Raw genomic sequence first — 22,607 nt, 5'->3', positions numbered from 1 at the left:
CTAGCCTAGTCGAGAGTGGGAAAAGTTACGGAAAGCTATCCAGCCTCCGGACGCTGGCCCGGAGAGCCCGTGCCGCCCGGGGGTGTGTCCTGGAAGCGGCGGTTGGCCGCGCGCAGCGCCCGTTCGGCATCCAGGCCGTCGCGGCGGGCCGCGGCGACGATGCCGAACAGCAGCTCGCCGAGCTCCTGTTCGGTGGCGGGGGCGGGTGCGGCGGGTGCGGAGGTGACGCCGGGCGCGGAGGTGGCGCCGGGCGCCGGCAAGGACCCGGTGGTGACGGGCAGTCCGGCACGTTCCGCGCGGTCCAGCAGCTTCTGCGCGCGGGCCAGGGCCGGCAGCGCGGCGGGGACGCCGTCGAAGGCGTGGTCCCGGCCGGGCTTTTCCGCCCGTTTGACGGCGTCCCACTTCAGCACGATCTCCTCGACCGTGGCCGGGAAAGTGTCCTGCAGGGACCCGTCGGGGCGGAAGACGTGCGGATTGCGCCGGATCATCTTCTCGCGCAGGCCGCGGGCGACGTCGTCGAAGGCGAAGGCGCCGCGCTCCTCGGCGAGCCGGGCATGGAGCACCACCTGGAGCAGGACGTCGCCGAGTTCGGCCTGCAGTTCGGCGTCGACGCCGTCGGCCTCGATGGTTTCGGCCACCTCGTGGGCCTCTTCGAGGAGGTATTCCACGAGGGATTCGTGGGTCAGGGCGCCCATCCAGGGGCAGTGGACACGCAGCTCGGCGATGGTTTGCAGCAGTCCGCCGAGCTGCGCGTCCGTGGCGTCGGGGTCCTTAGCCAAGGTCGGCGTAGGCCTCGTTGATGTACTCGACCAGGGCTTCCTTCTCCTCCAGCGGCAGGAACGCGGCTTCGGCGGCGTTCAGGGTCAGCTCGAGCAGGTCGTCCAGGTCGTAGTCGAAGGTCTCCACGAGCAGTTCGAACTCGTCCGTGAGGCTCACGCCGCTCATCAGCCGGTTGTCCGTGTTGATCGTGACGTTGAAGCCGAGCTGGTAGAGCATGTCCACCGGGTGGCTCTCGATGCCCTCGCCGAAGCCGGAGATCGCGCCGGTCTGCAGGTTGGAGGACGGGCAGATTTCCAGCGCGATGCCGCGGTCCCGGACCCAGCTGGCGAGCTCGCCGAGGGTCACGAGGCCGATGTTGTCATCGACTTCGTCGCTCTCCGGGTCGACGGCAGCGTCCGCGGGGTCGGCTTCCTCGAACTCGACCGTGACGTCCTCGGCGATCCGCACCCCGTGGCCCAGGCGCAGTGCCCGGCCGTCGACCAGGGCGGACTGGATGCTCTCCAGGCCTGCTGCCTCGCCGGCGTGGATGGTGGCCGGGAAGTTGTGCTGGGCGAGGTAGGTGAAGGCGTCCTTGAAGCGGGAGGGCAGGAAACCGTCCTCGGCGCCGGCGATGTCGAAGCCGACGGCGCCCTTGTAGCGGTGGCGCACGGCGAGTTCGGCGATCTCCTGGCCGCGGTCCGCGTGGCGCATCGCGGTGATCAGCTGGCCGACCTGGATTTCCCGGCCGGTCTCGGCGACGGCGTCGACGCCGGCGTCCAGGCCTGCCTGGACGGCCTCCACAACCTCGTCCAGGGACAGGCCCTGCTGCAGGTGCTGCTCCGGTGCCCAGCGCACTTCGCCGTAGACGACCCCGTCGTCCGCGAGGTCCTCGACGAATTCCTTGGCGACGCGGAACAGTCCGTCCTTGGTCTGCATCACGGCGATGGTGTGGTCGAAGGTCTCCAGGTAGCGCACCAGCGAGCCGGAGTCGGCGGATTCGCGGAACCACTCCCCCAGCGCGACCGGGTCGGTGGACGGCAGCGTGTGGCCGACTTTTTCGGCGAGTTCAATGATGGTTGCCGGACGCAGTCCGCCGTCCAGGTGGTCATGAAGGGAAACCTTGGGGAGGCCCTTCAGGTCGAATTCGAGGTCAGGGGCAGCGTCAGGAATAGTCTCAGTCACGTTCCCACCATAGGGTGGGACGGCGCCGGGCGCTACTTGCGGGAGGCGTCGGTCGCCGCGGCGTCGTCGTCCGCGGCGTCCAGGGCCGCGGCGTCGTCGTCCGCCGGCTCGTCGTGCCGGCCGAGCCGTTTGTGCCACCAGCGCAGCACGTGGTCAACGGCGATGCCGAGGACAATCGCGAAGACGACGGCGATCGCGGCGCTCAGGAGCGGGTTGTGGTGCAGCCAGGGGAAGGAACTGGCCAGGATGCCGATCCCGATGGAGTAGATCACCCAGGTGAAGCAGGCAAAGGCATCCAGCACAAAGAACCTGCGGTGCGGGAATCCTGTGGTGCCGGCGACGTAGTTGACGGCCACGCGGCCCCAGGGGATGTAGCGGGCGGTGAAGATCAGCACGGCGCCGCGTTTCTCAAGCTCATAGCGCGCCCAGCCGAAGGCCCGCTGCACCTTGGGCTTGCGCATCCAGCGGAACCTCTCGAGGCCGATCTTGCGGCCGAGCAGGTACGCCATATTGTCCCCGGCGATGGCACCAAGCAGCGCCGTGAGGCCTAGGAGCCAGAGGTTGGGCTGCCCGCTGTGCCGGGAGTACGCGGCGAGGGCGACGATCAGCGTCTCGCTGGGAACCACCATGGCGAAGCCGTCGATGAAGAAAAAGAGCAGCAGGAGGGGGTAAATCCACCACTGGCCGGCTGCATGGAGCACGGCCTCATTAATGAACTCCACGCGGGCTGTGCTCCTAGAAACTGAAAGGGTCGGGACGTACCCGGAATGGACTGGCTGGCACTGGCGGGCCTACGGCACCGACGTGACGTGAATCGCACCCCAGTGTCCCATGGTCGGGGCACCTTGCGCTACGCGCCGGCGCCAATGTTTCCCGCGGTGGCACCGCCGGCGTCCTAGCCGTCGGCCGGCGGGGCGGGCTGCTCCGCCTCGTCCAGGACCGGTTCCTCCGGCAGGCTGCCGCGCAGCCGGCTGAGCGCGACGTCGATTCCGATGCCCAGCACAATGGCGCAGATGATCGCAATGGTGGCGCCCAGCAGGTGGTTGTCTTCGAACCATTGGCCGAAGAACAGCCCGACGGCCACCGAATAGCCGGACCACAGCGCCGCGGAGAGCACCGTCAGCCCGACGAAATGGGAGTGCGCGTAGTGCGTGGCGCCGGCGGTCAGGTTCACGGCCACGCGGCCGATCGGGACAAACCGCGCCACCATGATGAGCGAGGCAGGGCGCTTCCGGAGCTCGCGGCCCGCCCAGGTGAAGGCCCGCTGCGTCCGGTGCCCGCGCATCCACTTCCAGCGCGAGGTTCCGGTGGCCCGCCCGATCAAGTAGGCGATGTTGTCCCCGCAGAACGCGCCGGTGGCCGCCACGACGATCAGCAGGAGCGGGTTGGGCACATCGGCGGTCGCGGCGACGGCGGCCAGGCCGACCACCACCGACTCGCTGGGAACCGGCGGGAAGAAACCGTCGATCACACAGCAGGCGAACACCAGGAACAGCACCCACGGTTGGCCCGCTGCTGCCAGGATGAAGTCGTTGATTGCCTGCACAGTTTCCTAACGCACGGCGGTACCCGGTTTCTCCCGGAATTCTGTGGTGCCAGTGTACTGCCCGGGCGCAGTCCGTTGCCCTATCACTTGTGGCGGCTAAACCCGGGGCAAAGCAGCCATAAGTGATAGGGCAACCAGGGCCCTAGGCGATGCGGTCGATGATGAGCTGCTGCGCCGGGCGGGAGCCTTCCGGCGCGATTACCGCGGCGTGCTCGAGCGCTTCCTTGGAACGTTCGAACTTTTCCGGGGTGTCCGTCAGCAGGGTCATCAGCGGTTCACCGGCGCGGACCGTGGCGCCCGGTTTGGCGTGCATCCGCACCCCGGCCCCGGCCTGGACCTGGTCCTCCTTGCGCGCCCGTCCGGCGCCGAGGCGCCAGGCGGCGACGCCGACGGCCATCGCGTCGAGTTCTACCAGCACGCCGTCGGCCTGCGCGTAGATGGTCTCGGATTCCTTGGCGACCGGCAGCGCGGCGCGCGGGTCCCCGCCCTGGGCCTCGATCATCCGGTTCCAGACGTCCATGGCCCGGCCGTCCTTGAGCGCGGCGCGCGGGTCGGCGTCGCGGACCCCGGCGCAGGCCAGCATTTCCTCGGCCAGGCGCACGGTGAGCTCGACTACGTCCTCCGGGCCGCCACCGGCGAGGACCTCCACGGATTCCTCGACCTCGATCGCGTTGCCCGCGGTGAGGCCCAGCGGGGTGTTCATGTTGGTCAGCAGCGCCACCGTGTTGACGCCGGCGTCCTTGCCCAGGGCCACCATGGTCTCGGCCAGTTCGCGGGCGCGCGCCTCGTCCTTCATAAACGCGCCGCTGCCCACCTTGACGTCCAGGACCAGCGACCCGGTGCCTTCGGCGATCTTTTTGCTCATGATCGAGGAGGCGATCAGCGGGATGGCCTCGACCGTGCCGGTCACGTCGCGCAGGGCGTAGAGCTTCTTGTCCGCCGGGGCCAGTCCGGCGCCGGCGGCGCAGATGACCGCGCCGACGTCCTGCAGCTGGGCCATCATTTCCTCGTTGCTGAGGTCCGCCCGCCAGCCCGGGATGGCCTCGAGCTTGTCCAGGGTGCCGCCGGTGTGGCCGAGGCCGCGGCCGGAGAGCTGCGGCACGGCGACGCCGAAGACCGCCACGAGCGGCGCCAGCGGCAGGGTGATCTTGTCCCCCACGCCTCCGGTGGAGTGTTTGTCGGACGTGGCCTTCACGCCGCCGTCGGGCCGGCGCAGGCTGGAGAAGTCCATCCGTTCGCCGGAGTTGATCATCGCCGCGGTCCAGCGTGAAATCTCGGCGCGGTCCATGCCGTTGAGCAGGATGGCCATGTTCAGGGCGGCCATCTGTTCGTCGGCGATGGCGCCGCGGGTGTAGGCGTCGATGGTCCAGTCGATCTGGGCGGGGCTGAGGACTCCCTTGTCCCGCTTGATGCGGATGATGTCGACGGCGTCGAACGCGTTGGCGTTATCGGAAGCAGTGTTGCTGGTGTTCTGGGTCACCGGGTTTCCTCCAGGTGTTGGGGGCCAAATGCGTCGGGGAGCACCTGGTCCATCGTCTTGATGCCCTGTGTGGTCATGAGCTCCATGTCCGGGGCCCGGAATTCGTAGAGCAGTTGCCGGCACCGGCCGCACGGCATCAGCACGTTGCCGTGCGCGTCGACGCAGTAGAAGGCGCGCAGCAGGCCGCCGCCGGTCATGTGCAGGTTGCCGACGAGTGCGCACTCGGCACACAACGTGAGTCCGTAGCTGGCGTTTTCGACGTTGCAGCCGCTGACGATCCGGCCGTCCGCGGTGAGGGCGGCTGCCCCCACCGCGAACTTCGAATACGGCGCGTAGGCGTTCTGCATCGCCGCAAGGGCCGCTACCTCGAGTGCGGCCCAGTCGACGGCGGCGGTGTTCGCCGCAGCGCCGTCGGGGGTGTCGGTCACCTTCGTCACCCCTTGACGTACGGTATGCCGTCGGCCGCGGGCGGCCTGGACCGTCCCACCAAACCGGCCACCGCGATGACGGTCAGTGCGTAGGGCAGCATCGCCATGAACTGGCTGGGCACGGGCGAGCCGATGATGGTGATAATGCTCTGAAGGTTGTCGGCGAAGCCGAACAGCAGCGCCGCCAGGAACGCCCCAATGGGATTCCAGCGCCCGAAGATCATCGCGGCAAGGGCGATGTACCCTCGACCGCCGGACATGTCCTTGCTGAACGCGTCCACCGACACCAGGGTGAAGAACGAACCGCCGATTCCGGCGATGGCGCCGCCCATGAGGACGTTGATGAAACGTGTCCGGTTGACGTTGATGCCGACCGTGTCCGCAGCCTGGGGGTGTTCGCCGACGGCACGCACCCGCAGGCCCCACTTGGTGTGGAACAGCCCGACGTAGACCACGATAACGGCCACGTACATGAGGTAGCCGACCAGCGACTGGCGGAACAGGATGGGTCCGATGATGGGAATGTCGGCGAGGAACGGGATATCGACTGCCTGCAGCCGGCCGGGCTTGTTCAGGTGCTCGGGGTCCGCCGTGAGCAGGGTGGAGAACAGGAAGCTGGTGAGCCCGCTGATCAGGACGTTGAGCACCACGCCGACGATGATCTGGTTGACGAGGTATTTGATGCTCACCACGGCGAGGACCAGGGACACGAGGGCGCCGGCGACGGCCGCCGAGATGAGCCCCAGATAGACGTTGCCGGTCACGGTGGCCACGACAGCGGCGGAGAAGGCGCCGAGCAGGAGCTGGCCCTCGATGGCGATGTTGACCACCCCGGCCCGCTCACAGAGCACACCGGACAGCGAGCCGAACACCAGGGGCACGGCGAGAGTCACGGCACCGGCCATGAGGCCGCCGAGGGAAATGGAGGGCTCGGGGTCACGGCCGCCGGCAACGATCCAGATCATGAACCCGACCAGGAAGACCACTGCGAAGGTTCCGCCCAACCATCCCGGGGTGCGCCTGCGCTGCACAGTCAGGAAGCAGGCGTATCCGGCGAGGGCCAGCAGCAGCACGGAGCAAATCCAGCCCAGCGCCATCGAGGGCACGGTGATCTTCTCCACCCGGGCGACACCCAGGGCGGCGAGGCCCAGAACGACGATGGCCGCGATGGTGGTCGCGGGAATCCAACGGTCCACTCCCCCGCCGTCCCGCCGCTGGCTGATCCAGCGGTAGCCGACGTAGGCGGCGGCCGCCAGCGCCACGGCCAGGGTGATCCATGCCGCCGCGGAGGAGGCGTTGGGGTCTCGGGCCTCGGCGATCCGGAACCCTGCCGATTTGGTGTTGGCGAGGAATCCGAACAGGACGGTGCCGAGGACGGCCAGCAGGCCCAGCCCGATGCCGGCTTTCCAGTTCACCAGTTCGGCTGCGCGTGCCGGCGTGCCGGTCGGGCCGTCGCCGGGAGCGGTGTCGGTCCCCCTTCCGGGGCGCGGCTGCTTGCTGGCGGGAGATTGTGTTGTGGCGCTCATGCTGCCGCTCCGCTCTTAACGCCGCCGGTACGCGAACCGGCAGTCCCACTCGTGGTGGTCTTCCTCTTCTTACGGGGATTGAGTCCGAATATCGCACGAACCAGCGGCGGTGCTGCGATGAACAGCACGATGAGGGATTGGATGACGAGCACAATGTCGATCGGTGTCTGCGTCTGGGCCTGCATGGCCACGCCGCCGGCGCGGAAGGCGCCGAACAGCAGGCCCGCGAAGAAGGTTCCCCACGGCGTCGAGCGTCCCAGCAGCGCGACCGTGATGGCGTCAAAACCTATCGAGGCGGCGACGCCGCCGGACAGGTACTTTTCCGTGCCGGACACCTGGGCCACACCGGCCAGGCCTGCGAGCGCACCGGCGATCGCCATCACCAGGATGGTGCTGCGGGCGACGTTGATGCCCGCGGTGCGGGCCGCGTTGGGGTTCGCGCCGACGGCGCGGAACTCGAAACCGATCGTGGAGCGGTCCAGCAGCCACCAGACGAAGACGGTGGCCACGATCGCGGCGAGGAAACCAGCGTGCAGCCGGAACTGCGGTCCGAGCAGTTCGGGGAACAACGCGGTGGAGTCCAGGAACGGGGAGATCGGGTTGGTGGAACCCTTGCGCTGGAAGGCCGGGGTGGTGAGCAGGAACAGCAGGAGGAAGTTGGCGATGTAGTTGAGCATGATCGTCACGATTACCTCATGCGCCCCGGTGCGTGCCTTCAGCAGCCCGACGACGCCGCCCCAGACCGCGCCCCCGACCAGGCCGGCCACGATGACAACCAACAGGTGCAGGCCGATCGGCAGGTGCCAGGCAAAGCCGGCGTAGGCGCCGAAGAGCGCGCCGAAGACGATCTGCCCCTGCGCACCGATGTTGAACAGGCCGGCGCGGAACGCCAGGGCGACGCCGAGCCCGGCGCAGATCAGGGGGGTGGCGACGGTGAGGGTCTCGGTGATCGGGTACAGCTGCGCGCCGAGGTCGGCGCCGGCCCAGTTGAAGATGGAACCCTGCACCAGCGCGGTGTACGGACGGATAACTTCGGTCAGGAGGTCCCCGGGCTGCGCGAAGAAGTAGCCGGCAGCGGCAGCGACCTTGGGGTTGGTCACGGCCATCAGGATGCCGCCGAGCACGATGGCCAGCAGCACGGAGAGCGCGGACACCATGGCGTTGCCGGTGAAAATCTGGTGCAGCACGGACCCGCCGTCACCGTCCCGGTCCCGGCCGCGGCGCTGGGTCGCTGCCGGAACGGCGGACGGCGGCATCTGGCCGCCGGCGGTGTCAAGGACGACGTCGGAGGCCACAGCCTCGGGGCTGGTGCCGCCGGGTACCGGGGTTTCCGCGGGCTCGGCCGTGTCGTGGGTGCCCGGAGCCAGCGGCTCGGGGGTTGTCTTCTCAGACATGGGATTCTCCTTCGTGGCCGGCAGGCTCCGATGCCGCCGCCGTCGTCGTGCCGCTGGGGGCGTGCGCGGAGGCGCTGGCTTCGGCATCTGCGGCCGGGACGCCGGCCATCATCAGGCCAAGCACGTCGCGGGACGTGGTGGCGGGTACGATCCCCACCAGCCGTCCACGGTAGAGCACCGCGATCCGGTCGGCCAACTGCATCACTTCGTCCAGTTCGGTGGAGACGATCATGACGGGCGTGCCGTGGTCACGTTCGGCGATGACGCGCTTGTGCACAAACTCAATCGAGCCGACGTCGAGGCCGCGGGTGGGCTGCGAAGCGATAAACAAACGCAGCGGACGCGATAGCTCGCGGGCCAGGACGACCTTCTGCTGGTTGCCGCCGGACAGGGTGCCCACTGCGGCCGACACGGAGGGGGTGCGGACGTCGAATTCCTCCACCTTCTTGGCGGCGTTCTCCGCAATGACGCCCGGCTTCATGCCCACGCCGCGCGCGAAGGGCGCCTTGTCGTAGAGGTCCAGGATCATGTTCTCGGAGATCGTGAACGTGCCGACGAGCCCGTCGAGGGTGCGGTCCTCGGGGACGAAACCCACGCCGGCGCCGAGGACATGCTTGACGCTCTTGCCCAGCAGTTCCTCGCCGTTGAGGGTGATGGATCCGGCTACGTGTGGCTGCACACCCAGGATCGCCTCGGTCAGTTCCGTCTGGCCGTTGCCCTGCACGCCGGCGATGGCGAGCACTTCGCCCTTGGCGATGTCGAAGGACAGGTCGTCGACGACGTGCTGGCCGTTGTGGTCAGTCACGGTCAGGTTGCGGACTTTGAAGGCCACCTCACCGGTTTTGGCCGGCGCCTTGTCCAGCGTCAGGCTCACGGCGCGGCCCACCATGGCTGAGGCCAGCTCGGTGGGAGAGGCCGTGGGGTCGGCCTGGCCCACCACCTTGCCGCGGCGGATGACCGTGATGGTGTCCGAAATGGCTTTGACTTCACGCAGTTTGTGGGAGATGAAGACGATTGACTTACCGTCCCGCTTCAGCTGCCGGATGATGTCGAGGAGTTCATCGGTCTCCTGCGGCGTCAGCACCGCAGTGGGTTCGTCCAGGATCAGCACCTCGGCGTCGCGAACCAGGGCCTTGATGATCTCGACGCGTTGCTGGACGCCGACGGGCAGGTCCTCCACCATGGCGTCGGGGTCGACGTCGAAGCCGTACTGGTCCGAGATCCGCCGGATCTTCTCGCGCGTGGCTTCCAGGTTGAGCAGGCCTGCGGCTTTGGTGGTCTCGTTACCCAACGCCACGTTCTCGGCCACGGTGAAGACCGGGATGAGCATGAAGTGCTGGTGGACCATGCCGATTCCGGCAGCCATCGCCTCGCCGGGGTCCTTGAAGACGACCGGCTTGTCGTCGACCAAGATTTCGCCCTCGGTCGGGTCGTACAGGCCGTAGAGCACGTTCATCAGGGTGGATTTCCCTGCGCCGTTTTCTCCCAGCAGGCAGTGCACCTGCCCCGGTTCGACGACCAAATCGATGTGGTCATTGGCTACCAGGGACCCGAATCGCTTCGTGATCCCTTTCAGTTCGAGTTTCAAAACCCCAACCAATCTCTGTGTGTATGGATCTGCTCCGGCGCGCTGTCGGCGGCAGGGCAGCGGGTAATCCCAGCCTAGTGTCATGGGTGGTTCCTGGGCAGGGCAGGCTGCAGGCAAAAAGGGTTCCGGCAGGCCGCTGCTGGCTGTCCCTGGGCAGGGCAGGGCAGGTAGGTCAGCAAAACAGAACGCGCTGCCCTTCGGCCGAGGTTACGGCGGAAGGGCAGCGCGCCCCGCGGTTTGTGCTTACTTAGTCGGGCTGGACTTCGACTCGACCTTGACGGTGCCGGAGATGATGTCCTTCTTGAGCTGGTCCAGTTCGCTCTTCAGGTCTGCCGGCACAGCGGAATCGAGATCGTGGAACGGAGCCAGGGCCACGCCGCCGTTTTCGAGGGTTCCGACGTACGGTGTGGCGTCGAACTTACCGTCCTTGTCGTCCTTGATGACCGTTTCCACGGCGGTGGACATCGTCTTCTGGACGGAGGAGAGGATCACGGACTTGTAATCGGGAGCAGTCAGGTAGCCGTCCGAGTCAACCCAGATGAGCTTGGCGTCTTTGCCCTTGGACTTGGCGTCAAGTATCGCGCTGCCCGCGCCGCCTCCGACGGGTCCGGCCACGGGCAGGACGATGTCGGCGCCCTGGTCCAGGAAGCCCTGGGTCAGAACCTTGCCCTTGTCGACCTGCTTGAAGTCACCGACGAAGGTGCCGTCCTGCTTGTCCTTGTCCCAGCCGATGAGCTGGACGTTCTTGCTCTTCTTCTGGTTGTAGTACTTCACGCCGTCGGCAAAGCCGTCCATGAAGATGGTGACCGTCGGGATGTTGATGCCGCCGAAGGTGGCGACCTTGCCGGTCTTGGTGGTGCCGGCTGCCAGGTAGCCGGCCAGGAATGCAGCCTGGGCCGTGTTGTAGACGATCGGCTTGACGTTCTTGGGGAACGCGGGGTCGTTGTAGTCGATGATCGCGAAGTGGCTGTTCGGGTTGGCGGTCGCGATGGACTTCGTGGCGTCGCCGAGCAGGAAGCCGACGGTGACGGTGAGCTTGCAGCCCTGCTGGACCATGGAGCGGAGGTTGGGGTCGTAGTCCGTGTCAGCCTTGGACTGGACGTGCTTCTCCTGGATGCCGAGGTCCTTCACGGCGCTCTGCAGGCCCTCGTAGCCGGACTGGTTGAACGACTTGTCGTCAAATCCACCGGAGTCGGAGACCATGCAGGCGGTGTAGTCCGATTTGGTCGCTGAACTTGAGGCGCCGGACGAGGACGGGGCAGCCCCGCAACCGGTGAGCAGCAGGGCGGCCGCACCCGCGGTGGCGACGCCGGCCATTGAACCGCGCTTAAGAGTTGCGCGCAGTGAGTTCTTCAAAGTTCCTCCAGGAAGAAAGAGATAGGCGCTACGACGGGAGTTCAATGAGTGTCTGCTTCCGGTTTTCCCCCGAAATACTGTTGTCACTGACGGATTCGCAGCACTGCGCCGAGGCGCACTGATGGAAGCTACTTTAGTGTCATGGAACACGTCGAGTAACACACTTCACAGCCGTTTCCTAGATTGTTGAGAACTTGTTACCAAGCGGTACCCAACGGCGCGAACGTACACGTAAGGCCCCGAAATCCTTGGAAATCGGGGCCTCACGGGTACGTTAGCGCGGCGGTGACGGCCTGGCGGCCGCCCGGGTTGCTCAGAGCCGGACGAGCATCTTCCCGGTATTGGCACCGTCCAGCAGGTCCATAAACGCCTGCGGCGCGTTCTCCAGCCCGTCCACGATCGTCTCGTCGTAGCGGACCGTGCCGTCGGCCAGCCAGGCCGCCATCTTCCCGGCGAATTCGGCCGCGTGCTGGCGCTGGCCGTTGACCAGGAAGCCCCGGAGGGTCAGCTGTTTGCCGATGGCCAGCATGAGGTTTCGCGGGGCGGGCGTCGGCTCGGTGGAGTTGTACTGCGCGATCGCGCCGCACATGGCGACGCGGCCGCCCACGTTGAGCACCGACAGGGCCGCCTCCAGGTGCTCGCCGCCCACGTTGTCGAAGTAGACGTCGATGCCCTTCTCCCCCGCGGCCTCCTTCAAGAGGTCCCGGACCGGACCGTCGTGGTAGTTGAAAGCGGCATCGAAGCCCAGTTCCAGCAGCCGGGCGACCTTTTCCGGCGTGCCTGCACTGCCGATCACCCTCGAGGCGCCCATGGCCTTGGCGATCTGCCCCACCAGGGAACCCACGGCTCCGGCCGCCCCGGAGACGAACACGGCGTCGCCGGGCTTGAACTCGGCAACCTTGAGAAGCCCCGCGTAAGCCGTCAGGCCGGTCATTCCCAGCGCGCCCAGGAAGGCCGACGCCGGCGCCAGGTCGGTGCGGGCCGGTGTGGTGGCGGCGGCGTCCACGACGGCGTATTCCCGCCAGCCGAGCTGATGCACGACGGTGTCGCCCACCGCGCGGTCGGCCGAACGGGACGCGATCACCTCGCCCACCGCCCCGCCGTCGAGGGCGGCGTCGAGGGCGAACGGCGCGGAGTAGGATTTGACGTCGTTCATCCGGCCGCGCATGTACGGGTCCACGGAGATGTAGAGGTTGCGGACCAGGACCTGGCCGTCCCGCAGTTCCGGCAGGGGCGACTCGGCGAGGCGGAAGTTTTCCGGCACGGGGCGGCCATGCGGACGCGATGCCAGCTGGATTTCACGGGTGCTGGCGGGAAGGGTGGTGTTCTGGGTGCTCATGCGGCGACCTCCAGGATCTTGATGTCTACGGTGATATTGCCTCGGGTGGCGTTGGAGTACGGGCAGATCTGGTGGGCCCGGGCCACGAGCGCTTCGGCGGTTTCGCGGTCGACGGCCGGCAGGGCGATCTCGAGCTCGGCGGCGAGGCCGTAGCCGGGTCCATCCGCCAGCGCGCCGAAGTGGATTTTGGCGGCCACCGCCGAGTCCGTCAGGTCGGCGCCTTCCTTGCGGGCCACGAGCCGCAGGGCGGAGTGGAAGCATGCGGCGTAGCCGGCCGCGAAGAGCTGCTCCGGGTTGGTTCCTTCGCCGTTACCGCCCAGTTCCACCGGGCTGGCCAGCGTCACATTGAGTTTGCCGTCGCTGCTTTGGGCGTTGCCGTCGCGTCCTTCGCCGGAGGCCAGTGCCTCGGCCGTGTAGAGGGTCTTCATCAGGGGTCCGATCTGTTGGAAATTCAGGGAAAATTGGGTGGCGCCGAGCGGCGCGGGTCAGCGGCCGGACTGCAGGGCGGCGGTGAGCCGGCCCAGGGTCTCGCGGAGCTGGTCGAGCTCGGGGCCGGAGAGCCCGGCGGCGTCGGCGAGCCGCTGCGGGATTCCGGTGGCTCGGGCGCTGAGCGAGGTTCCGGCCGCCGTCAGGAATACCTCGACGCGCCGCTCGTCCGCCGCGGACCGCCGCCGTTCCACGAAACCGAGCGATTCAAGCCGCTTCAGCAGCGGCGAGAGGGTGCCGGAATCGAGGCCCAGCTCCTCACCGAGTTCCCGGACGCTGCGGGGCTGGTCCTCCCACAGCACCATCATCACGAGGTACTGCGGGTAGGTCAGGCCCAGCTCATCGAGCATGGGCCGATAGACGGCTGTGGCGGCCCGCGACGCCGCGTACATGGCGAAACACACCTGCCTGTCAAGGCGGGGAGCGTTGAGGCGGGGGGCGTCGGGCTCGGCGGCCCCGGGGGGAACGGTTTCGGTCACGCTAAAACAATAACCCACAATTTAGTTGTGCACAATTTAATCACCGGAACGGGGGCCCGGGCGTACACTTGAGGCCCGAAATCGCGGGGATTTCGGGCCTCATGTGTACGTGCGCGGGTTAGAGGTCGCGGAGGGTGCGGAGTGCGGCGGCGGTGAGCACCTGGATGCCGAGGCCCAAGGCGCGTTCGTCCAGGATGTAGTCGCCGCGGTGCAGGTCGTACTCTTCGCCGCCGGGGGTCTTGGTGCCGAGGCGCATCATCGCCCCGGGCAGGTCGGCGAGGAACCAGGCAAAGTCCTCCCCGCCCATCGACTGCGGCGTCAGCACCACCGAGCCCTCGCCGATCTCGGCCCGGGCTGCGGCCTCGATCAGCGCGGTTTCGTGTTCGGAGTTCACCACCGGCGGCACTCCGCGGGTGTGTTCCAGGTGGACGTCGACGCCGTAGGGCGCGGCGATCTGCTGCACGACCTCGTCGAGGATCTCTCCGGCGCTGTGCCAGGCCTCGCGGTCCAGGCAGCGCATGGTGCCGGCCATGTAGCCGCTCGCCGGGATGGCGTTCGGGGCTGAGCCGGCCGAGATGTGTCCCCACACCACTGAGACGCCGCTGCGGACGTCGACGCGGCGGGACAGCACGGCCGGGACGTTGATGGCGATCTGGGCGAGGGCGAAGACCAGTTCCTCGGTCAGGTGCGGGCGCGAGGTGTGGCCGCCCCGGCCGGTGAGTTCAATCTTGATGGTGTCCGACGCCGAGGTGATGGCGCCGATCCGGGTGCCGATCTTGCCCACCTCGATCCGCGGGTCGCAGTGCAGCGCCAGGATCCTGGGCACCCCCTCCAGCACACCCTGCTCGATGCAGGCGTGCGCGCCGCCGGGCATGGTCTCCTCGGCGGGCTGGAAGATGATCCGCACCGTGCCGCCCAGCGGCGAGGTCTCGTGCATCTGCTGCAGGACCAGGGCGATGCCCAGCATCGTGGTGGTGTGGACGTCGTGCCCGCAGGCGTGTGTCACGCCGTGGTTCTTGGACGCGAACTCCAGCCCGGTCTCTTCGATGATGGGCAGCGCGTCGATGTCGCCGCGCAGCGCCGTCGCGATCGGCCCCTCGCCGACGTCGACCGTCAGCCCGGTGCCCTCGAGCCGGCGGGGCTTCAGCCCGGCGGCCTCGAGCCGCCTGGCGAGCTTGTCGGTGGTGCGGAACTCTTTGAAGGACAGCTCCGGGTGCGCATGCAGGTCGCGGCGGAAGGCGATCAGCTCCGGCAGCAGTGGCTCCAGCCACGGGCCCACCAGGGTGGTTGGCTCAGCTTCAGTAGTGTAATTGCGCACACAATCACTGTAGCGAGAGTCCAAAAAATAGCGGCATCGCCGACGGCGCGTTACGGTTCCCGGACAGCGTCGTGTCCCCGGTCAGCGCACCTTCGCCAACCCTGGAAACGGACTAGAGCACGTCCGTGTCGCCGCTGGCCTTGAGCGCGTCCACCGCGGCCTTGACCCGCTGGGAGTTCGCCTTCGTGGTCACCAGCAGCGCATCCGGGGTATCCACGATCACCACGTCCTTGATGCCGATCAGGGCGATCACGCGTTTGGTGTCGGTGACCACGACGCCGCTGGCGTTTTCGGTGAAGACACGGGCGCCCTCGCCGATCACGGTGACGTCGTCGACTTCCTTGGCGCTGTTGAGGCGGCCCACGGAGGCAAAGTCCCCGACGTCGTCCCAGCCGAAGGTGCCGGGCACCACGGCGACGTCCCCGGCGGCGGCGGCCGGCTCGGCGACCGCGTAGTCGATGGCGATCTTTGGCAAGGTGGGCCAGACGCGGGAGGTGACCTCGTCGCGCAACGGGGTGTCCCAGGCTTTGGCGATTTCCTGCAGGCCGGCGAACAGTTCCGGCTGGTTGGCTTCCAGGTGCTTGAGCATGAGCGAGACCGGTGCCACGAACATCCCGGCGTTCCAGACGTACTCGCCGCTGTCCAGGTACTGCTGGGCGACTTCCTCGCTGGGCTTCTCGACGAACTCGACGACGGTGTGGGCGCTCGGGGCCCCGGGCACACTGAGTTTGTCGCCGGCGCGGATGTAGCCGAACCCGGTGGAGGGGTGGGTGGGCTTGATGCCGATCGTGACGATCTTGCCTGTGGCCGCGGTGTGGATGGCCTCGCGGACGGCGTCCTGGAACAGCTCGTCGGGGCTGATGACCTGGTCGGCGGCGAAGGAGCCCATGATGGTGTCCGGGTCGCGCTCGTACAGGATGGCGGCGGCGAGTCCGATGGCCGCGCCGGAATCCTTGGGCTCGTTCTCCAGGACCAGGTCCGCCTCGGCCACCTCGGGCAGTTGGCGGCAGACGGCCTCGCGGTGCGCGGTTCCGGTGACGACCAGAACGCGGCTGCCGGCGAGGGGTTCAAGGCGGTCGTAGGTGGCGCGCAGCAGGGTGCTGCCGGACCCCGTGAGGTCGTGCAGGAACTTGGGGGCTGCGGCCCGGGACAGCGGCCAGAGCCGGGTCCCCACTCCGCCGGCGGGAATCACCGCAATAAAGCGGTCGAGCGGGGAGTCCGCCGCAACGCCCTGGAGGGAGTCGGTGCTGGTCATTTTGTCTGTAGTCATCAGGGCTACTTTAGCCGAACGCCGCCCGTTCGCCCCGGGGCACGCGTGGGGCACGCGTGCCGGATGCGCAGTCGGGACCGCCCGCCAATCCGCGTCCGACGCCGGCGGATGTGGCGTTCGTCTCAAAAGCGGTCAAAAACCGCACCGGGTGCCGTCACCATCGATCCGCTGAATTGAATAAGCTGAGAGCGAAGCCTAGATTTAGGCTTGAGCTTACGAGTGCTCTCGCAGCAGGCGTTCCCCCCGCGTGGATCCCATGCCAGCGCCGCTGTGTTGCAGGGAGGTTTATTCAGTGCCGACAAAACCAGCTGGCACCTTGTACCGCGGCCGTGAAGGCATGTGGTCTTGGGTTGGACATCGCGTTACCGGTGTAGTGATCTTTTTCTTCTTGTTGGTCCATGTGCTGGACACCTCATTGGTGCGTGTGTCCCCCGAGGCCTACACCGCCGTGATCGGTGCCTACAAGAACCCCCTTATGGCCCTGGGTGAAACGGGCCTTGTCGCAGCGATCGTGTTCCACGCCTTCAACGGCCTGCGGATCATCGCCGTCGACTTCTGGAAGAAGGGCGCGAAGTACCAGCGCCAGATGCTGTGGACGGTCCTGGCCCTGTGGGTCGTCGTCATGGTCGGCTTCTCCATCCGCCACCTGTCCCTCGCCTTTGGAGGTCACTAAGCCATGACTGCAACCATTCAGAGTCCCCGTAGCGGCAGGATTGCACCGCAGTACCGCCGCAACGGCTCCTCCAAGGGCAACTTCGAGATGCTGGCCTGGCTCTTCATGCGGCTTTCCGGCGTCGTCCTCGTGGTCCTGATCTTCGGCCACCTGACCGTCAACCTGCTGGTGGGCGAAGGTATCCACGCCATCGACTTCGGTTTCGTCGCCGGCAAGTGGGCCGACCCGTTCTGGCAGGTCTGGGACCTGGCCATGCTCTGGCTGGCCATGCTGCACGGCACCAACGGCGTGCGTACGATCATCAATGACTACGCCGAAAAGGACGCGACGCGCCTCTGGCTGAAGATCGTGCTCTACGCGGCCGCCGCAGCCATCATCATCCTCGGCACCCTGGTGATCTTCACCTTCAACCCGTGCCCCGTGGTTGACGGCGTGCAGCTGCCCGGCGGGTTCTGCCCCGCCCCGTAGCGGCCCCTGCCTTCGGGCACTGATCCTCGTCTGCCCGCACGGAGCAAGGATCAGCAGTTCACTGCGCAGGCTCCGCCGGCGGTGTTTTACAGCGAATTTTGAGAGAAAGAGCATCTGGTATGCAGGTCCATAAGTACGACGTCGTCATTGTCGGTGCCGGTGGCGCTGGCATGCGCGCCGCGATCGAGTCCGGTCAGCGCGCGCGCACAGCGGTACTGACCAAGCTTTATCCCACGCGCTCCCACACCGGCGCGGCGCAGGGCGGCATGTGTGCAGCCCTGGCCAACGTCGAGGAAGACAACTGGGAGTGGCACACCTTCGACACCATCAAGGGCGGCGACTACCTGGTGGACCAGGACGCCGCCGAGGTCATGGCGAAGGAAGCGATCGACGCCGTCCTGGACCTGGAAAAGATGGGCCTGCCGTTCAACCGCACGCCCGAGGGCCGCATTGACCAGCGCCGCTTCGGCGGCCACACCCGCGACCACGGCAAGGCTCCGGTCCGCCGCGCCTGCTACGCCGCGGACCGCACCGGCCACATGATCCTGCAGACCCTGTACCAAAACTGCGTCAAGCACAACGTGGAGTTCTACAACGAGTACTACGTGCTCGACCTGCTGACCGTCGAGGAAGACGCAGTCCGCGAGGACGGCACCCCGTACAAGCAGAAGCGCGTCGCCGGCGTCGTCTCCTACGACCTCGCCTCCGGCGAACTGCACGTCTTCCAGGCCAAGTCCGTGGTCTTCGCCTCCGGCGGCGCCGGCAAGGTCTTCAAGACCACCTCCAACGCCCACACCCTGACCGGCGACGGCATGGGCATCGCGTTCCGCCGCGGCATCCCGCTGGAGGACATGGAGTTCTTCCAGTTCCACCCGACCGGCCTCGCCGGCCTGGGCATCCTGCTCTCCGAGGCCGCCCGCGGCGAAGGCGCTATCCTGCGCAACTCCGAGGGCGAGCGCTTTATGGAGCGCTACGCCCCCACCATCAAGGACCTCGCCCCGCGTGACATCGTGGCCCGTTCGATGGCCAACGAGGTCCGCGAGGGCCGCGGCTGCGGCCCGAACAAGGACTACGTCCTGCTGGACCTGACGCACCTCGAGCCGGCCCACATCGACGCCAAGCTGCCGGATATCACCGAGTTCGCCCGCACCTACCTGGGTGTGGAGCCGTACACGGAGCCGGTTCCGGTCTTCCCGACGGCGCACTACGCCATGGGCGGCATCCCCACCAACATCAGCGCCGAGGTCCTGCAGGACAACGACACCGTTGTCCCCGGCCTCTACGCCGCCGGCGAGGTTGCCTGTGTCTCGGTGCACGGGTCCAACCGTCTGGGCACCAACTCGCTGCTGGACATCAACGTCTTCGGCAAGCGCGCCGGTATTGCCGCCGCGGAGTACGCCAAGACCGCGGACTTTGTCGAACTGCCTGCCGATCCCGAGGCCTACACGCTGAACCTGCTCGAGCACGTCCGCACCTCGGACGGCACCGAGAAGGTGGCCCAGATCCGCAAGGAGCTGCAGGACACCATGGACGCCAACATGCAGGTGTTCCGCACCGCCGAGACGCTGAACCAGGTCCTGAAGGACATCGCTTCCTTCGAGGAGCGGTACCAGCGCATCAGCGTCCAGGACAAGGGCAAGCGCTTCAACCTGGAACTGCTCGAGGCCGTGGAGCTCGGCTTCCTGCTGGAGCTCGCCAAGGTCATGACCGTGGCTGCCCTGCACCGCGAGGAATCCCGCGGCGGACACTTCCGCGAGGACTTCCCCGAGCGCGACGACGAAAAATTCATGAAGCACTCCATGGCGTACAAGGATGACCACGCACCGGCGGATGGTTCCGCCGAGTCGATTGCCGGCATCCGGCTTGCCACCAAACCGGTGGTCTTTACGCGCTACGAGCCGATGGTGAGGAAGTACTAAGATGACCGCTGAACTCGCTGAGCCAGCCTCCAAGATCGAACTGCCCGCCGGCGTCGGCGGCGGCGGGGACATCCCGTCCTTCGACGTCCACCTGCGGGTGCGCCGCTACAACCCCGAGGTCTCCGACGAGTCCACCTGGGACGACTTCCACGTCACCATGTACGGCACCGACCGCGTCCTGGATGCCCTGCACAAGGTCAAATGGGAAATCGACGGCAGCGTCTCCTTCCGCCGCTCCTGCGCCCACGGCGTCTGCGGTTCCGATGCCATGCGCATCAACGGCCGCAACCGTCTCGCCTGCAAGACCCTGCTCAAGGACCTGGACACGTCCAAGCCGATCACGGTCGAGCCGATCAAGGGCCTCCCGGTGGAGAAGGACCTGATCGTGGACATGGAGCCGTTTTTCCAGTCCTTCCGCGAGGTCATGCCCTTCCTGATCAACCGCGGCCACGAGCCCACCAAGGAACGCCTGCAGTCCGCCGAGGACCGCGAGCGGTTCGACGACACCACCAAGTGCATCCTGTGCGCCGCGTGCACCTCGTCCTGCCCGGTGTTCTGGACCGACGGCCAGTACTTCGGGCCGGCCGCGATCGTCAATGCGCACCGCTTCATCTTCGATTCCCGCGATGACGCCGGCGATATGCGCCTGGAGATCCTCAACGACAAGGAAGGCGTGTGGCGCTGCCGCACCACCTTCAACTGCACCGAGGCCTGCCCCCGCGGCATCCAGGTCACGCAGGCCATCGCCGAGGTCAAGCAGGCCATCCTGGCCCGCAAGATCTAGCACCCCGTTTCACCTGCAGTTCCGCACCACGACGACGGCGCCTCCCACCTTTCCGGTGGGGGCGCCGTCGTCGTAAGCCCCCTGATCGAAAGGCCCCCGTGTCCCGCTCCGAGAAAGTCTCCTTCGAAGGTTCCACCGGCGATCTGCTCTCCGGCGTCATCGACCTCCCCGAGGGGCCGGTGAAAGGCTGGGGCGTGTTCTCGCACGGCTTCACCCTGGGCAAGGACAGCCCCTCAGCCTCGCGGATGTGCAAGGCGCTGGCGGACAACGGCGTGGGCATGCTCCGCTTCGACAACCTCGGCCTGGGCGAGTCCGCCGGGCACTGGTCGGAGGGTTCCTTCAGCCACAAGGTGGCGGACACCGTGAAGGCCGCCGAGTTCATGCGCGACTCCGGCCGGCCCGTCTCGCTGCTGGTCGGGCACTCCTTCGGCGGCGCCGCCGTCCTGTCCGCCGCGCGGCAGATTCCGGAGCTCGACGCCGTCGCCACCGTCGGCGCCCCGTTCTCGCCCAAGCACGTGGCCCACGTCTTTGACGCGGCACTGGACCGGATCCTGAGCGAGGGCAGCGCCGAGGTGGACCTCGGCGGCAAGCGGGTGGAGATCCGGCGGCACTTCGTGGAGGACCTGGAAAACGCGGACCTGACCGACTGCATCCGGCAGCTGCACAAGCCGCTGATGGTGCTGCACTCCCCCACCGACAACACGGTGGGCATCGAGAATGCCAGCAGCATCTTCCAGACCGCGCGGCACCCGCGCAGCTTCGTCTCGCTCGAGGGCTCCGACCACCTGCTCACGGGCAAGGGCCAGGCCGCCCGCGCCGCGAAGATTATTTCGGCGTGGGCCGATCAGTACCTCGACGCCGGAAGCTAGCGGCCGGGCGGCGGCGTGCCCGCGGCTCGGCCGGGGTCTTTCCCGGCTGCACCTGGCGGGCGCCCCAGCCGACCGTCTTTGCCGACGGCGCCGATTTCAGGTCCTCCTCGCGGACCGCGGACCACGCGGCCGAGACGAGGTAGACCTGGCTGACCAGGTTGAACCAGATGAGCAGGCCGATGATGATCGCGAACGGCGCGAGGATCGGGTTCCGGCCGGCGCTGGCGAGCAGTTCGGCGCTGAAGATCTGCAGGATGCTGGTGCCCACGGCGGCGAGGATGGTTCCCTCCAGCAGGGACCGGCGCTGCAGTTTCAGCCCGCCGGCGAGCCGGAACATAATCAGCGCGGTCACCCAGCCCAGCACCAGCGGCACGGCGATCTTGATCGACGTGGTCAGCGGGCCGGCCACCAGCGGGTCCAGTTTGAGCTGTTCGGCCACCCAGCCGGCGGCAGTGCCGAACACCAGCGAGGCGCCGGCGCTGATCACCAGCGCGACGCCGAGCAGCAGCAGGGTGCCGACGTCGTGCAGTTTCAGCAGGATCGGGTTCATCTTCAGTGGCCCGAGGCGCAGCACCCCGCGCAGGCCGTCGCGCAGGCCCGCGATCCAGCCCAGCGACGTCACCACGGTCACGACGGCGGCAATCACGGCAGTCCAGCCCAGGCCGTTGGGGTTCAGCAGCTCCTGCGGATCCACCAGCCCCTCGCGGCCGTCAACCTTGAGCAGGCCGGGGGCGCTCGTCGCGACGCTGCCGACCACCCGGTCCAGCAAGGCGGGCTGGCCGCGGAGCAGCAGCCCGGCCACGGAGAAGCCGGTGGCCAGCAGGCCGGTGATGGAGAAGAACATGTTGAACCCGATGCCGGCGCTCATCAGCGGGCCGTGCTGCAGGTTGTAATGCTGGAAGGACCGCATCGGCCGGAAGGCGTTGAGCCGGGCGAGCAGCCACTGGACCATCGCCAGCGGCGCGGCCAGGCCGCCGCCCGGGGAGCGGCTGGCCTTGCTCCAGTCGACCCGTTTCCGGCTCACTTCCAGCCGCAGCCGGGCCAGTTCGGTGGGAAGGGGAGGGTCAGCGGGCCCCCGCTGGGCCGGCCGCGCCTCGGTGGTCGTCAGATTCGGTGCCAAAGTCAAGCTCTTCCCGTAGCTGCCAGATGCCGTTGTCGTCGTGCTCGTAGAGTCCCATGCTAGCCACCGGGAAGCTGGCCCTGTAATCCTTGAGCACCGTTTCGGCCTCGTCGAGGCTTTCCGGGGCCACGTCGTGGGCCACCGTCACGTGCGGGTGGTAGGCGAAAGGCAGTTCGCGTTCCAACGGCCCGGCCTGCAGCCGGCGGTGCAGGTTGACGCACTCGCCGAAGCCGGCCTCCACGTTCAGGAAGACCACCGGCGAGACCGGCCGGAAGGAGCCGGTGCCCGCGATCGTCACGGTGAACGGCTCCTGCCGGCGCGCCACCTCACGGACGTGGCTGCGCGTGGCCTCCCAGTCCTGCGTCATGGTGGTGGTCACGAGCGTGATGTGCGCCGGCACCGTCGCGGCCATCGGATCCCCGAAGGAGGCCCGCCAGCGCTGCAGTTCCTCGGCGATTTCCGGCGGGAAGCCCAGGATGACGCCGATGCTGATGCCCTCGTCCGGGGTCTGCCCGTTGCCGGACGCCGTGCCCTTGTGGGGGGCGGCGGCCGAACCCTTGCGCGCGCTGAGGTGGGTGGCGCGTCCGGTGTCGCTGGCGGTGACTTTGCTGACGAAGGACATT

At 67.5% G+C, this 22,607-nt stretch carries 22 protein-coding genes; 5 read left to right on the top strand and 17 right to left on the bottom strand.

Annotation, left to right across the window (positions count from 1 at the left end; all coding sequences use genetic code 11):
* Positions 1–35 precede the first annotated feature (35 nt).
* From ABLI39_RS15560 to ABLI39_RS15490, 15 genes are all read right to left on the bottom strand, one after another.
* On the bottom strand, positions 36–779 hold the full coding sequence (locus tag ABLI39_RS15560; RefSeq protein ID WP_502935239.1) for a MazG nucleotide pyrophosphohydrolase domain-containing protein: 744 nt from the start codon (positions 777–779) through the stop codon (positions 36–38).
* Positions 772–1,941 carry an adenosine deaminase gene (locus ABLI39_RS15555; RefSeq protein WP_349414364.1) on the bottom strand — a complete coding sequence of 390 codons (1,170 nt, stop codon included), beginning with the start codon at positions 1,939–1,941 and terminating at the stop codon, positions 772–774. The genes ABLI39_RS15560 and ABLI39_RS15555 overlap by 8 nt, the downstream gene beginning before the upstream one ends.
* A gap of 32 nt (positions 1,942–1,973) precedes the next feature.
* Positions 1,974–2,663, bottom strand: a complete 690-nt coding sequence (locus ABLI39_RS15550; protein WP_349414363.1) for a DedA family protein — start codon at positions 2,661–2,663, stop codon at positions 1,974–1,976.
* Positions 2,664–2,836: 173 nt separating this feature from the next.
* On the bottom strand, positions 2,837–3,487 hold the full coding sequence (locus tag ABLI39_RS15545; protein WP_349414362.1) for a DedA family protein: 651 nt from the start codon (positions 3,485–3,487) through the stop codon (positions 2,837–2,839).
* A 142-nt stretch (positions 3,488–3,629) separates the two neighbouring features.
* Positions 3,630–4,967: a thymidine phosphorylase gene (locus ABLI39_RS15540; protein ID WP_349414361.1), complete on the bottom strand. Its 1,338-nt coding sequence runs from the start codon at positions 4,965–4,967 to the stop codon at positions 3,630–3,632.
* A complete protein-coding gene (locus ABLI39_RS15535; RefSeq protein ID WP_502935238.1) occupies positions 4,964–5,404 on the bottom strand; it encodes a cytidine deaminase in 441 nt (146 codons plus the stop codon). The genes ABLI39_RS15540 and ABLI39_RS15535 overlap by 4 nt, the downstream gene beginning before the upstream one ends.
* Positions 5,401–6,921, bottom strand: a complete 1,521-nt coding sequence (locus ABLI39_RS15530) for an ABC transporter permease (protein WP_349414359.1) — start codon at positions 6,919–6,921, stop codon at positions 5,401–5,403. The genes ABLI39_RS15535 and ABLI39_RS15530 overlap by 4 nt, the downstream gene beginning before the upstream one ends.
* Complete coding sequence (locus tag ABLI39_RS15525; protein ID WP_349414358.1) at positions 6,918–8,315, bottom strand: ABC transporter permease; 1,398 nt, start codon at positions 8,313–8,315, stop codon at positions 6,918–6,920. The genes ABLI39_RS15530 and ABLI39_RS15525 overlap by 4 nt, the downstream gene beginning before the upstream one ends.
* A complete protein-coding gene (locus tag ABLI39_RS15520; protein ID WP_349414357.1) occupies positions 8,308–9,903 on the bottom strand; it encodes an ABC transporter ATP-binding protein in 1,596 nt (531 codons plus the stop codon). Before ABLI39_RS15520 ends, ABLI39_RS15525 begins: the two co-directional genes overlap by 8 nt.
* A gap of 243 nt (positions 9,904–10,146) precedes the next feature.
* A complete protein-coding gene (locus ABLI39_RS15515; RefSeq protein WP_349414356.1) occupies positions 10,147–11,259 on the bottom strand; it encodes a BMP family lipoprotein in 1,113 nt (370 codons plus the stop codon).
* Between the two features lie 313 nt (positions 11,260–11,572).
* Entirely contained in the window at positions 11,573–12,598 is a 1,026-nt protein-coding gene (locus ABLI39_RS15510) for an NADP-dependent oxidoreductase (RefSeq protein ID WP_349414355.1), read from the bottom strand.
* On the bottom strand, positions 12,595–13,026 hold the full coding sequence (locus tag ABLI39_RS15505; protein ID WP_349414354.1) for an organic hydroperoxide resistance protein: 432 nt from the start codon (positions 13,024–13,026) through the stop codon (positions 12,595–12,597). The genes ABLI39_RS15510 and ABLI39_RS15505 overlap by 4 nt, the downstream gene beginning before the upstream one ends.
* A 57-nt stretch (positions 13,027–13,083) precedes the next feature.
* Positions 13,084–13,476 carry a MarR family winged helix-turn-helix transcriptional regulator gene (locus tag ABLI39_RS15500; RefSeq protein ID WP_349414374.1) on the bottom strand — a complete coding sequence of 131 codons (393 nt, stop codon included), beginning with the start codon at positions 13,474–13,476 and terminating at the stop codon, positions 13,084–13,086.
* A 205-nt stretch (positions 13,477–13,681) separates the two neighbouring features.
* Positions 13,682–14,881: an amidohydrolase gene (locus ABLI39_RS15495; RefSeq protein ID WP_349414353.1), complete on the bottom strand. Its 1,200-nt coding sequence runs from the start codon at positions 14,879–14,881 to the stop codon at positions 13,682–13,684.
* 112 nt (positions 14,882–14,993) lie between these two features.
* On the bottom strand, positions 14,994–16,151 hold the full coding sequence (locus tag ABLI39_RS15490) for a mannose-1-phosphate guanylyltransferase (protein WP_349414352.1): 1,158 nt from the start codon (positions 16,149–16,151) through the stop codon (positions 14,994–14,996).
* Between the two features lie 292 nt (positions 16,152–16,443).
* Here ABLI39_RS15490 and sdhC point away from each other — a divergent pair, with 292 nt between their 5' ends.
* The 5 genes from sdhC to ABLI39_RS15465 all read left to right on the top strand — a co-directional run bounded on the left by sdhC (position 16,444) and on the right by ABLI39_RS15465 (position 20,864).
* A complete protein-coding gene (sdhC, locus tag ABLI39_RS15485; RefSeq protein WP_138770013.1) occupies positions 16,444–16,824 on the top strand; it encodes a succinate dehydrogenase, cytochrome b556 subunit in 381 nt (126 codons plus the stop codon).
* A gap of 3 nt (positions 16,825–16,827) precedes the next feature.
* Positions 16,828–17,292 (top strand): succinate dehydrogenase hydrophobic membrane anchor subunit, encoded by a 465-nt coding sequence (locus ABLI39_RS15480; protein ID WP_138770014.1) that lies wholly within the window; start codon positions 16,828–16,830, stop codon positions 17,290–17,292.
* A gap of 119 nt (positions 17,293–17,411) precedes the next feature.
* Complete coding sequence (gene sdhA, locus ABLI39_RS15475; protein WP_349414351.1) at positions 17,412–19,211, top strand: succinate dehydrogenase flavoprotein subunit; 1,800 nt, start codon at positions 17,412–17,414, stop codon at positions 19,209–19,211.
* 1 nt (position 19,212) lies between these two features.
* Positions 19,213–19,995, top strand: a complete 783-nt coding sequence (locus tag ABLI39_RS15470; RefSeq protein WP_138770016.1) for a succinate dehydrogenase iron-sulfur subunit — start codon at positions 19,213–19,215, stop codon at positions 19,993–19,995.
* A gap of 98 nt (positions 19,996–20,093) precedes the next feature.
* Positions 20,094–20,864 (top strand): alpha/beta hydrolase family protein, encoded by a 771-nt coding sequence (locus ABLI39_RS15465; RefSeq protein ID WP_349414350.1) that lies wholly within the window; start codon positions 20,094–20,096, stop codon positions 20,862–20,864.
* On the opposite strand, the gene ABLI39_RS15460 is transcribed toward ABLI39_RS15465, so the two are convergent.
* Together ABLI39_RS15460 and ABLI39_RS15455 are read right to left on the bottom strand one after the other, a co-directional pair.
* Positions 20,821–21,984, bottom strand: a complete 1,164-nt coding sequence (locus ABLI39_RS15460; protein WP_349414349.1) for a YihY/virulence factor BrkB family protein — start codon at positions 21,982–21,984, stop codon at positions 20,821–20,823. The two genes, ABLI39_RS15465 and ABLI39_RS15460, sit on opposite strands and share 44 nt — an antisense overlap.
* On the bottom strand, positions 21,929–22,606 hold the full coding sequence (locus ABLI39_RS15455) for a 2'-5' RNA ligase family protein (RefSeq protein WP_349414348.1): 678 nt from the start codon (positions 22,604–22,606) through the stop codon (positions 21,929–21,931). Before ABLI39_RS15455 ends, ABLI39_RS15460 begins: the two co-directional genes overlap by 56 nt.
* Position 22,607: the final 1 nt, after the last annotated feature.

The organism is Pseudarthrobacter sp. B907 (assembly GCF_040137805.1).
Lineage (GTDB): Bacteria > Actinomycetota > Actinomycetes > Actinomycetales > Micrococcaceae > Arthrobacter.
Note: the sequence above shows the minus strand (reverse complement) of the source record. Positions and strands in the feature narration are given on the sequence as shown.

Bases quoted from the DNA above. Each gene is read 5' to 3' on its own strand.
- ABLI39_RS15530 (WP_349414359.1), bottom strand. From the start codon at position 6,921: ATGAGCGCCACAACACAATCTCCCGCCAGCAAGCAGCCGCGCCCCGGA.
- ABLI39_RS15525 (WP_349414358.1), bottom strand. From the start codon at position 8,315: ATGTCTGAGAAGACAACCCCCGAGCCGCTGGCTCCGGGCACCCACGAC.
- ABLI39_RS15510 (WP_349414355.1), bottom strand. From the start codon at position 12,598: ATGAGCACCCAGAACACCACCCTTCCCGCCAGCACCCGTGAAATCCAG.
- ABLI39_RS15505 (WP_349414354.1), bottom strand. From the start codon at position 13,026: ATGAAGACCCTCTACACGGCCGAGGCACTGGCCTCCGGCGAAGGACGC.
- ABLI39_RS15500 (WP_349414374.1), bottom strand. From the start codon at position 13,476: ATGTACGCGGCGTCGCGGGCCGCCACAGCCGTCTATCGGCCCATGCTC.
- ABLI39_RS15490 (WP_349414352.1), bottom strand. From the start codon at position 16,151: ATGACTACAGACAAAATGACCAGCACCGACTCCCTCCAGGGCGTTGCG.
- ABLI39_RS15480 (WP_138770014.1), top strand. From the start codon at position 16,828: ATGACTGCAACCATTCAGAGTCCCCGTAGCGGCAGGATTGCACCGCAG.
- sdhA (WP_349414351.1), top strand. From the start codon at position 17,412: ATGCAGGTCCATAAGTACGACGTCGTCATTGTCGGTGCCGGTGGCGCT.
- ABLI39_RS15470 (WP_138770016.1), top strand. From the start codon at position 19,213: ATGACCGCTGAACTCGCTGAGCCAGCCTCCAAGATCGAACTGCCCGCC.
- ABLI39_RS15455 (WP_349414348.1), bottom strand. From the start codon at position 22,606: ATGTCCTTCGTCAGCAAAGTCACCGCCAGCGACACCGGACGCGCCACC.